This is a genomic window from Pedobacter petrophilus, assembly GCF_009674725.1.
In the GTDB taxonomy this organism is placed as follows: Bacteria; Bacteroidota; Bacteroidia; order Sphingobacteriales; family Sphingobacteriaceae; genus Pedobacter; species Pedobacter petrophilus.
Genome location: NZ_WKKH01000001.1, coordinates 98,230 through 114,502, shown reverse-complemented (window position 1 = coordinate 114,502; position 16,273 = coordinate 98,230). Strand labels below are relative to the sequence as shown.

Annotated in this window: 10 protein-coding genes; all 10 read right to left on the bottom strand. The window is 39.6% G+C overall.

The genetic code is table 11. The annotated features are described in order from the left end of the window. Positions 1-81 precede the first annotated feature (81 nt). Entirely contained in the window at positions 82-2,787 is a 2,706-nt protein-coding gene (locus GJU39_RS00405) for a glycoside hydrolase family 3 N-terminal domain-containing protein (RefSeq protein ID WP_154278702.1), read from the bottom strand. Positions 2,788-2,798: 11 nt separating this feature from the next. Continuing rightward, positions 2,799-4,226 carry an alpha-L-fucosidase gene (locus GJU39_RS00400; protein ID WP_154278701.1) on the bottom strand — a complete coding sequence of 476 codons (1,428 nt, stop codon included), beginning with the start codon at positions 4,224-4,226 and terminating at the stop codon, positions 2,799-2,801. Positions 4,227-4,283: 57 nt separating this feature from the next. Further along, positions 4,284-5,879 carry a SusD/RagB family nutrient-binding outer membrane lipoprotein gene (locus GJU39_RS00395; protein ID WP_154278700.1) on the bottom strand — a complete coding sequence of 532 codons (1,596 nt, stop codon included), beginning with the start codon at positions 5,877-5,879 and terminating at the stop codon, positions 4,284-4,286. Positions 5,880-5,899: 20 nt separating this feature from the next. Beyond that, a complete protein-coding gene (locus GJU39_RS00390; RefSeq protein WP_154278699.1) occupies positions 5,900-9,166 on the bottom strand; it encodes a SusC/RagA family TonB-linked outer membrane protein in 3,267 nt (1,088 codons plus the stop codon). 76 nt (positions 9,167-9,242) lie between these two features. After that, entirely contained in the window at positions 9,243-10,433 is a 1,191-nt protein-coding gene (locus GJU39_RS00385; protein ID WP_154278698.1) for an ROK family protein, read from the bottom strand. Positions 10,434-10,573: 140 nt separating this feature from the next. Beyond that, the gene (gene lepB, locus GJU39_RS00380; protein ID WP_154278697.1) at positions 10,574-11,761 is read right to left on the bottom strand and encodes a signal peptidase I; all 1,188 of its coding nucleotides are present in this window, start codon (positions 11,759-11,761) and stop codon (positions 10,574-10,576) included. A 580-nt stretch (positions 11,762-12,341) separates the two neighbouring features. Continuing rightward, entirely contained in the window at positions 12,342-13,535 is a 1,194-nt protein-coding gene (lepB, locus tag GJU39_RS00375; protein ID WP_154278696.1) for a signal peptidase I, read from the bottom strand. A gap of 268 nt (positions 13,536-13,803) precedes the next feature. After that, positions 13,804-14,538 carry a 4-hydroxy-tetrahydrodipicolinate reductase gene (gene dapB / locus GJU39_RS00370; RefSeq protein ID WP_154278695.1) on the bottom strand — a complete coding sequence of 245 codons (735 nt, stop codon included), beginning with the start codon at positions 14,536-14,538 and terminating at the stop codon, positions 13,804-13,806. A gap of 92 nt (positions 14,539-14,630) precedes the next feature. Continuing rightward, positions 14,631-15,365, bottom strand: a complete 735-nt coding sequence (locus GJU39_RS00365; protein WP_154278694.1) for a DUF5683 domain-containing protein — start codon at positions 15,363-15,365, stop codon at positions 14,631-14,633. Then, positions 15,365-16,273, bottom strand: coding sequence for a ParB/RepB/Spo0J family partition protein (locus GJU39_RS00360; protein ID WP_154278693.1), 909 nt, complete (start codon positions 16,271-16,273; stop codon positions 15,365-15,367). The genes GJU39_RS00365 and GJU39_RS00360 overlap by 1 nt, the downstream gene beginning before the upstream one ends.

Sequence of the window (16,273 nt, the reverse complement as noted above, 5' to 3'; positions counted from 1 at the left end):
ATAAAAGCCGTGAGTGTAACTAGCACTCACGGCACAACTAATTGAGTACATATGGTTAACCTACCATAAAAAAGGAAAAATCTATTTTACTTCGCCCAGCACCTCCAATGTATCTTTTAATAAAAGTTCTTTACTGGATGAACCAATCATAATTCTAAAGTCTCCGGGTTCGATTACAGTTTTCATATCTGCATTAAGCATTTTTAGCATGTCTGGTGTAATGGTGAAACTAATCTCTTTTGTTTCGCCGGCTTTTAGTGCGATACGTTTAAAGTTTTTCAACTCCAGAAGAGGCCTTGCAACCGTTGCCAACAAATCTCTGATGTATAATTGCACCACTTCTTCGCCTGCAACTTTACCCGTATTTTTCAACTTAAATGTAGCCGTTATACTTTCATTAGCTTTAATTTGCTTTTTACTTAACTGAAGATTGCTATAATCAAAATTGGTGTAGCTGAGACCATAACCAAAAGGAAATAATGGTTCTCCACTTAAATTGTTGTAATCATCGCCCCTGCCTGTTGGTTTATGGTTGTATACCAGGGGAAGTTGAGACTCATGCACCGGATAGGTAATTGGGAGTCTTCCGGCAGGGTTATAATCACCAAAAAGCGTTTCTGCAACTGCATTTCCGCCTTCTTCGCCAGGATACCAGACATTCAAAACTGCCGGAACCTGATCAATCCAGTTATTCATGGTGATGGCACTTCCACCTACCAATAAAACCACAACAGGCTTTCCGGTTTTAGCCACTTCATTAATCAGCTTTTCCTGGTTTCCCGGAAGCGTAAGCATCGCCCGGTCCAAAAACTCACCCTCTTTAATCCCTGCTGCAATAACGACCACATCTGCCTGTTTTGCTAATGCCAATGCTTTTTCTATTTCATTCGCGCTATCATCAACTACATCAAGGCTGGAAACCAACTTGATGTAGGCATTGCCCTTTGTTTCATGAAATTCTACCCGGATGGCATAGGATTGATCTTTAACGAAATTGAAGGGAACTAATCTTTGGTGATAGGAAACTTTCTCCCATTGATCGATAAGTAATTTATCATTAACGAACAATCTGAATCCATCATTCCCTTCCAAACCGATCTGAAATTCACCTGTTTTCTGAGCGGTCAATTTGCCTGTCCACCTTGCAGAATAATTATCTTTATTGAGCTTCCGGTCCGGTGCATAAAGTGTCCACATGAAATTGATCTGTTCATCAACTCTCGTTACCAATGGCGTACCGGATAAATCCAGGTTATCAAAGTATTCTGCCTTTAACCCACTGGCCGTATCGGTTTTTAAAAACTGCTTTGCAATGGGTTTAACCAGATTTAATTCGCGACTACTTCCCTTAGTATAAGTTACATTAACTGCAGAACCTGCTCTTTTTTTAATCCCATCTACAATATTTACCTTTCCATTTCCCGATCCGCTATACCCCCCAAGGCGGGCATCAACAGCGTCTTCACCTAAAACGAGGATATTTTTAACATTCTTAACCGGCAAAGTAGCATTTGAATTTTTAAGCAATACGAACGATTTTTCTGCTGCCTCTTTCGCAATCAATTTATTGCGCTTATCACTAACCGCTTTTTGGGCATCTTTTTCTGACACATATGGATTTTCAAATAAACCCAATTCAAACTTAGCCCTCAGCACACGCGAAACTGCATCATCTATACGTTCCTGTGAAATTGAACCATCCAAAAATGGAGGGATAAACAATTTATAATGATCAAATTCGGTTTGGAAGATGACATCAAGTCCGCCATCCATAGCCTGTTTTGTAGATTGTGCATAACCTTTGGCGGTGTGATGTAATACACTTGCACCGCCAACAGCACCTGCATCAGAGATAACAAAACCTTTAAAACCCCAGTCTCTTTTTAATTTCTGTGTCAACAATTGATAGTTTGACGTTGCCGGTGTTCCATCAACAGAGTTGTAGGCAGTCATTAAAGACCGGGCCTTACCTTGTTTGATTGTTGTTTCAAACGGTGGGAAATAAATTTCTTCCATTAACCGCTGGTTATAATGAATGGGATAACTGTCGCGCCCGCCATCACCAACATTTGCAATAAAGTGTTTAGGTGTGGTTACAATATTTTGTCGTTCAAACGCACCAACGAAGGCAAGGCCCATTTGCGAGGATAAGTAAGGATCTTCTCCATAAGTTTCCTCAGTTCTTCCCCACCTTACATCAGCCGCAATATTAACCACAGGGGTTAGAATATCCCTGATTCCCCGAAGTTTGGTTTCTCTGGCAATTGCATTTGCAACCTTTGCCATATTAGTTGTATCGAAACTAGCTGCCAAACCAATAGCCTGCGGAAAGGCCGTGGCACCTTGCCTTACCAAACCATGAAGGGCTTCATCAAAGGCAATAATCGGGATGCCTAACCGCGTTTCGTTAACGAAGTATTTTTGAATGGCATTAATCTTTTTCGCCAGTGTGAATGCGTTTTCTGAAGTATTATAAGTCATCATCTGGTTTGCGCCACCACCGCCCTGCGATACGGCACTTACCTGTAATCCAAAAATTCCATTTTGATAACGATTCTTATCCACGCCATCTAAATCGCCGGGAATCATAAACAACTGCCAGAATTTTTCTTCAGGCGTCATTCTAACCAACAGGTCTTTTACCCGATCATCAATGTTCGCGTGGGCATCTTTATAAAGGATTCCTTTCGCATTTTTTAACACCGGCTTATTTTGAGCAAATGTATTTTGGTAGGTAAAGACTTGTATGCCTATCCCAATGCAAACTATAATTGTTTTAAATCTCATGCTTTATGTTTTTATTGAGGGATAAATGCAAAAGCCAAAGCGGCAGTTTTACCTATTCCCGCTGGCAGCGTCAGGGTTGTTTCGCCATTTACATTTTGCCATCTAACCTTTTTCCCGGTAGATAAAATGACGATATCTGTCCCTTTTTTGGGCACGTTATTATTCCATTTTATTGTTTTTGGATTGGTTTCATCCGTGGCCAGGCAATAGATTGCAAATCTTTTTTTACCATCTTTGCTTTGCGTAAACCATGTTTGCCCGTCGTGGTAGTTTTTGGTGATGCGGGTATTGTAAATCGCCTGACCATTTTTAGAAGTCCATTTACCGATTTCATTTAACTTTTGAGTTACCTCATCAGGCAGCGTTCCATCAGGCTTTGGCCCCACACCTAGTAATAAACTTCCGCCCTTGGCTACTATTTCTACCAGTTTGTGAACTACTTCTGCAACTGGTTTATACTGATCATTCGGAACAAAACCCCATGCGCCACCTAAAGTCATGCAGCTTTCCCATGGATGGTCTAACTGTGTCTCAGGGATTTTTTGTTCCGGCGTTTGATAATTTTCATAAGGACCATGTACGGTACGGTCTACCATTAGCAATCCAGGTTGCGCTTTTCTGGCCATTGCGGCAATTTTAGGCATGTCGATGTCCTGGCTCCACTTCGGAATTGGCGCTCCCCAGGATAGTACTTCTTCGTTTACACTCTCCAACGGCCGTACCCAACCACCATCAAGCCACAAAATATCTACACTTCCATAATTGGTCATTAACTCGCCGATTTGGTTTTGTACAAAGTTTTTGAACATGTTCCAACGCCATGGATATTTTTTGATATCGTAGTTATTATTTCGATCAGCAGTCGCATATTTTTGCCACCAATAGTATTGCGAGTGCCAGTCTGGTTTAGAAAAGTAGGCGCCAATCATAAAGCCATCTTTTCTAAATGCATCAAATACATACTTGGCAACATCGGCTTTTGGATTATTGGCAAAAGGACCTTTTGCAATACTGAAATCGCTCTGTTTGGTATCAAACATGGCAAAGCCATCGTGGTGTTTAGTAGTGAAAACGAGGTATTTCATCCCGGCATTTTTCCCTGCCGCCGACCATTGTTCGGGGTTAAATTTTGTAGGATTGAACTTCTTGCTGAAATCCCAATACCATTTTTTATAATCGTCGTAAGAAATGGTAGAGTCTCTTTCTATCCAATCTTCCGAACAAATTGACCATGATTCGATAATTCCTGGCACGGCATACAGGCCCCAGTGGATGATCATTCCAAACTTTTTATCCTGCCAGGTATCTAATTTCTCTTTAACCAGCGGATCAGTTGGCCATTCATATTTAGTAGATTCTTTTACGATATCATTCCGTTGGGCGTAGCTAAGATTGGCTAAGCAAACGAAAACAAGAGCTATAAGTAATTTTCTATTCATGTGTAAATATAAAAATCCCAGCCATTTTTGATGGCTGGGATCGGTAAGTTATTTGGGTTATGGCATCCAGAAAATTTTCGTTTTCCTGGTATCTTTGGAAACGACAGCCTGATAATTTTCGCTGTTAAGTGTTTTTTCTTTCGCAGGATAGATTAATCTTGTTGGAGGTGTATCAAAGCCAGATAACTTTCCGGTAGTTGGAAAAGTTAAAGCCGGGAAGCCTGTTCTTCTATATTCAGACCATGCTTCTGTTGATTGCAATACGCCATAGTGTAACCACTTCTGCGTATAAATTTGTGCCAGCTTCGCTGCTGACGATCCAGCATAAGTTGCAGTTGAGGAGTTAACCCAGGCCTCAACTACTGAAGGTGCCGGGGCCGCTACATTTTTGAAACCACCACCCTGGTTTAAGTTGTTCAGGTAATGGTAGAAAGTTACCGATTGTCTCAATGCATTATCATAAGCAGTTTTTGCATCTGTAGAACTTCCCCATCTTTCAAAAGCTTCTGCTTTAATGAAGTTTACTTCAGAAGCTGTAATCAGGATTCCTGGCAGTTTTTGATTATAAACAAAAGTTGCAGAGTCTAATACTGAATAATCTGCGAAGCTTGCCTCTTGTTGTGCTGTAGTAAAAGTGATCGGCATAGCTTTATAACCTGTATTCTGCACAAATTTCCCATTTACCGTGCGACCGAATTTGTCATAAATTACATCGATACGAGGATCGTTGGCAGGCAACATTACCGTATTAAGGGCGTAATCAGTTGCGTACCAGCTTCCTTCAAAAAATGCATCATGTAAATCACTGGTGCTGTTGGTTAAAGGTTGTAATAAAATATCCGAAGTTCCTGGATTATAAGTTCCGCTATTGCCACCATCTACCAATGGATAAGTGGTTTGATTGGCTAACATCGCTAGAATCGTAGTTCTTGCAGTAGTTTCATCTGTTCTGGAAATGCGCATCAGCAAACGTAAACGCAATGAGTTTGCGTAACGCGCCCACATATTCATATTTCCTTTCAATAAAATATCGGATTTCGAAAATGCTGCAGTGGTGGTATTTGTATTAAAGTAGGTACCTAATGCATCTAAGTCAGAAATAAATGAGGTATATAATGCTTTTTGTTCATCATATTTTGGATTACCAATCACATCTGTTGATGTTAAACTACCGGCAGCAGAGTATGGAATATCGCCCCATAAATCAACCATTTTTGCTGCCTGTTCAATCAATACAACTTTAGCTGCTTGAAAAATAACTTTTTGATTTGCCTGATCAGCAGCAGACAGACTATTGAACTTTCTTTCCATTACCCTAAAAAGTGCCAATGGACCACTTCCATTCCCGCCTGTACTATAGAAATCATCCCAATATTGTTGAGAGTAACCTTCGTTTTGTTGGTAGACAGTATTACCATTAGAAACATAGCTAGTTTGTGCATATACACCAGGCATCTGCGTTAAAAACGTACGTACATTCCAGTATTTTGCTGAAACTCTATCGTTATTTAACATACCTGTAAACAAGCCTGCAACATTTGCTTCAAGAACTTTTTCTTGATTATTGAATTTTTCATCAAGCTCCTTCTTGCAACCAACGATACTAGTCATTGCAATCAAAAGAAAGCTTGTTTTTATGATTAACTTTTTCATAATTCTTTTTCTTAAGCGGATTAAAAGTTTGCGTTTAAAGAGAAACCAAAGTTTCTTGATGCTGCTGTAGAACCAACATCAACACCTTGCGACCACCATTTATTACCTAGTGGCGCTTCAGGATCTAAATCTTTTAACGTACGGTGGATATAAAATAAGTTACGTCCAATTAATGAGAACCTCATATTACTAATACCAATCTTTTTTGTTAAAGTTGAAGGTATTTTATAACCCAAAGTAATTTCTCTCATCTTAATGAAATTATTTTTGAAGATCTCCGCTTCAGTCAACGATCCTTCACCCCAATTATAAGTAGTGATATAATAATCAGCTGCTGATAAAACCTTTGTATTTGGCAATCCAGTGGTTTCATTCACCCCTTGTAACAATACACCATCGTTGTAAGTCTTTCCGTTGCTGGTATAAGAAATTCCACCGTTTTCAGCATCTCTGAATTCCATTGAATTTTCTAACATACCCGCTCCACGCATGAATTTTAAGTTTGGTGCGATCATTTTACCGCCGAAACGATAGTCAATCGTAAAATCTAAAGAGAAGTTGCCGTAGCTGAATGTATTTGAAAACCCACCAACTGCTTTAGGCATAATATTGCCAACTTTAACATAAACAGAATTATCCATCACATAAAAACCATCGTCGTTGATTACATAGTTGCCATTTGCATCAGTCTTACGTGGACGGATGTAGATATTTCCAAGATCCTCACCTGCTCTTGCTACAATTTTAGCAGTCGCCTGATCTGAATTATAGAAATTGATTTCTGAATTAGCATCTTTTAATGAGTTTACTTTAGATTTGTTAGTAGAGAAATTTAAACGGGTATCCCATCTGAATTTACCAGTTACGGGTGTTCCATTCAAAGCTATTTCCCAACCTTTATTTCCAATTTCTCCAACATTCACGATTTGACTTTGCGCGCCGTTAGTTGAGGAAACATCTAAAGGTAAGATCTGATTTTTAATTTTATTATCGTAATAGCTTATATCTAATCCCAATCGCCCTTTCAGAAAACGAGTTTCTAAACCAAATTCGGCCTCATGCTTCTTTTCTGGCATTAACCCTCTATTTCCATATGCACGTGAAGAAACTATGGATGGAACAGAACCATTAATGGTTTGTAATGAATTTTGAGTATAGGAAATATTAGCTTCATACATTGGAGGCGCATTACCTACTATACCATAGGAAGCTCTTAATTTACCATAATCCCAGAAAGATGGTAATTTAACCACATCACTAAATACGAAACCACTATTTACTGAAAAGTATGAATATTGATTATTACCTGGAGGCAAAGTTGAAACATATTCTCTTCTACCGGTTGCTTCTACGAAAAGGAAATCTTTATAGCTAAAATTTGCGATTCCTAAATAAGCATATTTCAATTGTTCTTTTCTTGCTTCAACAGTTTCTGCAACATTAAATGAATTTGATAAGGCAAAAAAGTTTTCCGTTACCAATCCATCTCTGGTATTTGATCTTAAATCTTTATAAGTTTCCTTTCTACCTTGGTAACCACCGCTTAGTGACAAACCAAAATCTTCACCGATTTTATTAGTATATGTTACCAATGCATCGCCATATAGGATGGCATATTGACCTTGATTTGTAGTGTAAGCCCCTGTACTGGTATTGCCGTTTAAGGCACTTGGAATTTCAGTAAACTGTCTGTTCTCCGCTTTAACACTAGTATAATCATTACCAACACGACCTCTAAATTTAAGGTTCTTAGCAAAATCGTAGTTTAATGTAAAGCTTGATAATAACCTGTTTTCATTCTCTGTATATTGATTTTTTAATTGTTGCCAGTAAAAATCTAATAAGTTCGTCGCCCTGATGTTATAAACAAATGGCTCGGGACGATTAGGTTGATCGAATGTTGAATATTTATAGCCATTACTGGTCTGATATTTCTCTTTCATCAAATTCATATCCTCTGCACGACTAAAAAAGCCTGCAAAAGATCCTAAAACCTGACCAAGCTGATACGGTCTATTGATAGTCTTTGTATTTACATAACTTACAATAACATCTGCAGAAACCTTTGGTGCAAGTTTAATTGTAGAATTTAAATTGAAGGTATTTCTTGAACCTGTATTGCCTGGCTGTGTACCTTTATAATCTAATCTTGATGCTGAAAAACGATAGTTTAAAGCATCAGTTTGATTGGAAATAGCAACGTTGGCATTCGATGTGTAGCCATCCTGATAAACGTCTTTATAGTTATTTGGCTGCGGAGAGTAAGAACGAATTGATCCGTCCCACCATCTCACTTGCTGGCCTTCCATTTTAGGACCAAAGTTAGCATAAGCCCTGAAATATGGTCTTAAACCAGTTGGCGAAAGTGGATCTGCGATCCAGCCTTCTTCTGTTGCACCATTTGCTACGTTAGTTTCTCTATCGTAACCCGGACCATAAGTGTTTTGAAAGTTAGGTAAAAATGCAACCTGATCGATTGATCCCTGGTAGTTGAAATCAACTCCTAAGCCACGGCTTTTAGAACCTTTTTTAGTCGTAATCACCACCACACCACTCGCTGCATCTGATCCATACAATGCAGATGCACTCGCACCTTTTAATACGGTTAAGCTTTCAATATCTGCCGGGTTAATATCTAAAATACCGTTACCACGCACACGCTGATCATCCCAATAGTTATTGTTATTTGCTCCGGCAGCACCATTTTGTCCATCATTTCTAATCATCACACCATCTACAACATATAACGGCTGTTGATTGTAATTGATAGAGTTGATACCACGAATCTGTACATTCACTGCGCTACCAGCACCACCAGGCGCAGTGGTAATTTTAACGCCTGCAGCTTTACCATATAATGCTGATGCAAAATTGGTATTACCTGCTTCAGTCAGTTGCTTTGCAGTTACAGTACTTACCGCATAACCAAGAGATTTTTCTTGTCTCTTAATCCCTAATGCCGTAGTTACTACACTTACTTCATCCAGTTGATTTGAGCTTTCTTTTAGGGTTACACTCACCGTACTTTGATCGCCATATACCAACTCTTGTCTGGCATACCCAATCGCAGTAAAAACCAGCGTTTCTTTGGCGTTTACCGCAATTGAAAACTGACCATTGCCATCTGTCTGGGTAACTTTTGAGGTGCCTTTAATAGACACACTTACCCCAGGAAGCGGTCCTGAGGCGTCTTTCACCGTTCCGGTGATGCTTTTTTGTGCGTAAGATGTTATTGATAACAGGGTTAACAATAATATACTTAAGCACCTTAAGTACACTTTTTTCATAATTTTGCTTTGTTTAGGTTATAGTTGACTTTGATACTTCTTGGTTTTGTTTTTTATTTATCCATTGGTTATTTAATTATTCGAACTGACTATTTTCTACCATGATACTGGCTGCTGCCAAAAGCTCTGCCTCATCCGTAAGAGTTGATAATTTAATGGTTGTGAATTCTGCAATACGTGGCATACAGAACTGATTAATGGCCTGCTGAATCGAGGGGAGAAACATATTCCCCACTTTCGCACCCCTCCCACTGAGCACAATGCATTCGGGATTTAAAATATGCATCAATGTGGAAATCCCTTTACCAATCTGAAATGCAGCTTTAGATAAAATAGAGATTGCGAGCGGATCCTGGGCCCCAACAGCATCTAAAAAATGATCTCTCGGATGTTTGGTTTTATCTTTAAAAAGTTGTTTCATGCTAGATTCTGCACCTTCTTCCAGCGCACGCTCTGCTTTTTCAGCCATCACCAGTAACGAGGTATCGACTTCCAAACAACCTCTTTTGCCACATGCGCATAAATTATTACTATCAGAAAGGGGAATGTGACTAAACTCTCCGGCATAACCGCGACTACCCCGATAAAGTTGTCCGTTTACAATCATACCTAATCCAGTGCCCCAGCCAATGTTCACCACCATCACATCCTTTAAATCTATCGCTTCGCCAAAATTAAGTTCTGCAAGGGCGATTAGACTTGAATCGTTATCTATTGATATGGGTAGATTGATTCTCTCTGACAAATAATCCTGAAGCGTTTCGCCGTTTTTTATTGATAAAAATGACGAATTAATTCCCAATTCTGCATTTACAAATCCCGGCATACCAATTCCAACGCCTATAATGTCTGTTTGATCAATTTTAGATTTCTCAATGCTGTCGCGAATAAAATCAGCAAGGGTATCTACGTCTTCAAATGAATCAGACATGTGCAAATCCAGGTATTGAACAGGCAAAACTACCTTTCTGGATAAATCGTAAATGGTAAGCCTGGTAATGAGCTGATCCATTGCCACAGCAACAATATATTTGTGATGATCCGGATTTAAAAGATATATGGATGGTCTTCTCCCTCCTGTTGAAGGTGCTAAACCCTGCTCAATAATATAGCCTTCTGAAATTAAACCGTTTACAATGGAAGTGACCAAAGGCAAGCTCTTTTTGGTGAGTTTGCTTAAATCCGTTAAGGATAAAGCCTTTTTGTAATAAAGATGCTTGATAATATCAGCGCGTAATCGCTGACCTTTCTCAATGATAACTGACATTTTTATTTGGTTTATAAAACAAACTTAATAAATATTTTTAAAACAATAACCGACTTATTAATTTTTTTTAAAAGTATTTTTCCAAACAAAAAAAGGCATGAAGAAATTCATACCTTTTTTTGTTTGGTTTGGAATCCTGATTAATGTATTCCCCGTAACAGCCTATTCCAGCGAATCTTATTGAAGAAAGAACCTTCACTATCAAAACTCATCCAGATAAACAACGCCTTTCCAACTACGTGATCTTCGGGAACGAAACCCCAATAGCGCGAATCTGTAGAATTATGGCGGTTATCACCCATCATCCAGTAGTAATTCATTTTGAAAGTATAATTGGCAGCCACCCGGTTATTAATATACCAAATACCATCCTTTTGTTCTACATTATTACCTTCGTAAGTTCTGATGGCCCTGTAATAAAGTGGCATCGTAGTACTATCTATTTTTACGGTCCAGCCTTTTGCCGGGATTTTGACCGGCCCGAAATTATCTACATTCCATTTGCGGTTAGGATCAAGAGGGAAGAGATCGCCATCATCAGCTGAAGATGGCTTCACAAATAAATCAACTGATTTTACGAAGTCGAAGGTTTTTAATTTATGAACCATTTCCGGCGTGGCGTTTGCAACATAAGTATTCGCATCAAGCTGTTGCATCTCTCCAACCTTAAATCCGAGATTATTAAACACATCGAAGTTAATATTGGTAGTGGATAACTGGATTTTGTAAGGCATCTGACCGGTATTTTTCAGGGGTTCTGCTTTTCCGTTTACACTCACCACGCCACCGCTCATCCTGATAACATCGCCAGGAATTCCGATACACCTTTTAATAATGTTTTCCCGTTTATCCACCGGCCTGCTGCTCACAGTATATTGGCTATTCACCGTTTTCCAATCAGACTGACGAACCAAGTTATAATAACTTGGCTCCTGATTTTCAAGCGCGACGGTATCTCCGACTGGCAGATTAAAAACAACGATATCATTCCTTTTAATTTCTGACAGGCCAGGTAAACGGCGATACTTCCATTGAATACCATCCCAATATGATTTTGTTCCGGTGATGGGCATGGTGTGGTGTGCAAAAGGAAAGGCGACAGGCGTCATCGGAATCCGGGCACCATAATTCACTTTACTGACAAAAAGAAAATCGCCGATTAGGAGCGACTTTTCCATTGAGCCTGATGGAATGGTATAAGCTTCTATAAAGAAAACGCGGATAATTGTTGCCGCAATCACCGCGAAAACAACTGCGTCTATCCATTCGCGGGTTTTTGTTTTTTTCTTTTTAAGATCGCTTTTCTTTTTCCAGATTTTCCAGTTCATAATGAAGATTGATAATATTGGATTTTAGATTGAGAGAAAGTTTGATTGTTACATATCGGGTTATAATAATGGTTTTTTCCTACTTCACTGGCTCTCCTCGGCTGGCCGCCGAAGGACTTTCTTCTTTTCCTTAGATGAAAAGAAGCAAAAATCAAGGCTTGGAACTGATCTCGGATAAATTCGTGAAAGCTTTATTTCGGCAGCGCAAGCACCCGATGAAAAATCGGGCAATACGCGCTGCCTTGTGTTGTGGGGGTATGAAAAATTGTGGTTGAAGCTTTAACGTTTTCTCCTTCCATCATTTGCTAGGCCGGAGAGCAGGGCGGCAATAGCAAAGTTCAAAATACATGATGTTATAATAGGTGTGTTAAAACGGTCGTTATCTTGAGGCATGATGGATCCTTACATTTTATAGTTGTCTTTAGAACCAAATTTTTAAATCGCTTGCCACAAAAAATCTTTATTACACGCCCTTTCTCCTCCCGGGGGAAAGGTGTCGATAGGCAGATAGGGGCTGTTTTGCAACAAAAAAAGCGCCCTGATTAGATCAGCGCGCTTCATATATGTTTTATATTTATTGCTAGTGTATTCCTCTAAATAATCTGTTCCAACGAATCTTATTGAAGAAAGAACCTTCCCCGTCGAAACTCATCCAGATAAATAAGGCTTTCCCCACTACATGGTCTTCCGGAACAAAACCCCAGTAACGTGAATCTGCAGAGTTATGGCGGTTATCACCCATCATCCAATAATAATTCATTTTAAAGGTGTAATTGGTAGCCACTTTATCGTTGATATACCAAACACCACCCTTTTGCTCTACCTTATTACCTTCGTAAGTTCTGATTGCCCTATAGTAAAGCGGCATGGTGTTGCTATCGATATTTACCGTCCAGCCTTTAGCAGGGATTTTGATTGGCCCGAAGTTATCTCTGTTCCATACTCTTTTCGGGTCGTGTGGAAACATGCCTCCTGCTTCTTCGCCTGCAGGATCAGGATTCATCACCACTGATTTCACGAAATCCAGTGTTTTAAGTTTTTCTACAATTTCCGGCGAAGCATTCACCACATAAGTGTTTGCTGCAACCGCAGGACTATTTCCTAAATCCAGCTTGTATTCATCAAGCGCAGCATAGTTGAAATCCATCGTTTTAAATTCAATACGATAAGGCATCATACCTGTGCTTTTTATGGGCTCAGGTTTGCCATTTACACTTACCACTCCGGCAGACATAGAAACTACGTCTCCGGCAATACCGATACATCTTTTAATGTAATTTTCCCGCTTATCAACAGGTCTGTCGATGATGGTATAAGTATTTCTCACTTGCTCCCTGCCGCTCATTCTCACCAGGTCATAATAACTTGCCGCTTGATTTTCAACAGCAACAGTGTCTCCCTCGGGAAAGTTAAACACTACTACATCGTTTCTTTTAATATCTGATAAACCCGGTAAACGATGATATTTCCATTGTACGCCATCCCAATATGCTTTTGTGGAGGTTGTTAATGGCATGGTATGATGAGCGAAAGGAAAGGCAACAGGAGTCATCGGGATCCTCGCACCGTAATTCACCTTACTCACAAAAAGAAAATCGCCAATTAATAACGAACGCTCCATCGAACCAGATGGAATGGTATAAGCCTCAATAAAGAAAACGCGAATAATGGTTGCTGCTACTACCGCGAAGACGATTGCATCAACCCATTCGCGGGTTTTTGTCTTTTTCTTTTTAGTGGCATCGGTTTTCTTCTGCCAAAATTTATAATTCATATTTTTATTTTCGTTGGTCTTTTATGGATCGTTTTTCGTTGGTCGTCTTGCGTTTTTCGTTGGTCGTTTTAAGTCGATTAGCTTTAATCTTTCGCCTTTCAGCTTTTCACTCTTTTCCTTCTGGTTGATTTCACAGATCAAAGTGGCTTAACCGTTGGTCGTCTTGCGTTATCGTTTTTCGTTGGTCGTTTTTCGTTTTAAGTCGATTAGCTTTCAGCTTTCCGCTTTTGGCTTTCAGGTTTCTGCTTTTAAGCACTGTCCTTTCTGCTTACTCAAAGATATCAGTAATACTGAAGAATCCTTTTTTATCTTTCACCCATTCTGCAGCGACAACAGCGCCTAATGCAAAACCTGCGCGACTATGAGCGGTATGCTTAATTTCAATTTCATCTACTTCACTGCTGTAAATCACCGTGTGCGTACCTGGAATATTTTCAATCCGATGTGATTCAATTAATAGCTGCTCCGCTTTTGGAAATAATTCTACTTCGCTTCCTACAACTTCATTTAGCCACTCTGATTTTCTTTCCAAATTATCTACAATTCCTTCCGCAATCGTAATGGCTGTACCACTTGGTGCATCCAGTTTTTGTGTATGGTGAATTTCTTCTACCTGTACCTCATAAGCCGGGTAATTGTTCATCAGCTTTGCTAACGTTTGGTTAAGCTTAAAGAATAAATTTACGCCAATACTGAAGTTAGAACCGTAAAGTAAGGTATTGTTACTGCTATCGCAATCATTTTTAACTTCCTGCAGCTTACCATACCAACCTGTTGTACCCACTACAATAGGAACATTGGCATCAAAACATGCATCAATATTGCTCAATACAGAATCTGGGGTACTGAAATCAATCGCCACATCAGCAGCCTTTAAATTCTGTCTGGTTAAATCTTCCAGGTTATTTACTGATATTTTTAAAACGATTTCGTGACCACGTTCCAGTGCAAATTTTTCTATAATCTGCCCCATTTTGCCATAACCTAAAAGCGCAATTTTCATCTTTATAATTTTATTGTTAAAGTTGATGAAGCGATCATGATCTTAATTATTATATTGTATAATTTTGAAAGATCCTGATGGTTTCTTATCTATTAAAATGTTAGCGATAATTTTAAAGCAGGAGCTGCATTAAAACCATACATGGTGTTTGAACTAATTACTGTTGGATGGATCTGAAAAGCCAGATCATCATCTATATTAAAGAAGTGTAACCGCGCTGCAACGTAAGCATCTACAATGTTCGCCGCGTAAAGCAAACCGTAAGAAAAAATTACAATTTGACTGTTTCGCTTAAAAACACTTTTATTATCAAGTACACCCTGATCAGAATAGCGGGTAAGGTCTGGATTTGGCGCAAATTCGTCAACCCTTCGGGCCACCGGCAGTTGACGGGATTGACCTTCTTTCAGGAAAATTTTATAATTCTTCCTGCTCTCAATATAAGATAGTGTAAGTGCTGTAAACCCACCATAAATTGCCACGATTTTACCGGTGGTATAAATTTTCTGAAGCGTTTGGCTTTTACCCGCCCTGGTGCCATAGCCATCATTAAGCAACTGCATGTTATACAACTGCCCCCAGCCAGGGATTAACATTGATCTGAAAACCGCTTTTCTTCCTGCAACCTTTCCGGGGTTCATGTACTTCGCTTTTGCAGAATCCCGCCTCGACATTACTTTCGGCGAATCTACCTTTATTGGTGCGTAGTTCCGGCTTTTTAGCGTATCGGCTTGTTTCAATACAGTATCCCATACCTGGGCGAATGCCAGGTTTACCAGAAAAAATGTAAATAAAGAAACCAGTAATAAAACTTTCTTAATGCGCATTACCAGTCTAATAATTCTAAGATTCTGTTTAAGTCGTCATCGCTCATAAACGGGATTTCGATAGCCCCTTTACCATTCTGACTTACTTTTAATTTTACACGGGTAGCGAATTTAGATGCCAAATCATCCTGCAGTTTCTGATACTGAAAAGAAACACCTTTTGCTTTCGGTTTTTCTTCTGCTTTTAATGGTGCATGATGAAGGTTTCTCACCAATTCTTCCACCTTACGAACAGAAAGACCTTTGTCTAAAATTTCCTGGTGGATAAACAATTGCCTGTCTACGCCATCTACATTTATTAATGCCCTGGCATGACCCATTGAAATCTTTTGATCGCGTATAGATGCCTGAATAGCTGGCGGAAGTTTTAACAGACGGAGGTAATTGGTTACAGTGGTCCGGTTTTTACCAACACGTTCACCCAGCTGTTCCTGTTTCAAACCCACTTCATCGATCATTCGTTGAAAACTCAATGCAACCTCAATTGCGTTTAAATTTTCCCGCTGAATGTTTTCGATCAATGCCATTTCCAGCATCTGCTGATCGTTGGCGCTCCGGATATAAGCCGGGATCTGAGTTAATCCGGCTAATTTAGATGCCCTGAATCTTCGTTCACCCGAGATTAACTGGTATTTATTTGCACCCAGTTTCCTTACCGTAATGGGCTGAATCAGTCCCTGCGTTTTGATCGAGTCTGCCAGCTCATTTAAAGCTACCTGATCAAACTCGGTGCGTGGCTGGTATGGATTAGTTTCAACTTCAGTTAAACTTACGTGACTGATATTGCCAATCTGCTCGGTTTCGCTCACCGCATTTACCTGCTGCTTCGGCGGATGTGCAGACTCGCTATCATCTAAAAGCGCACTTAACCCTCTTCCTAAACCTGTTTTTCGCTGAAAAGATGTCAT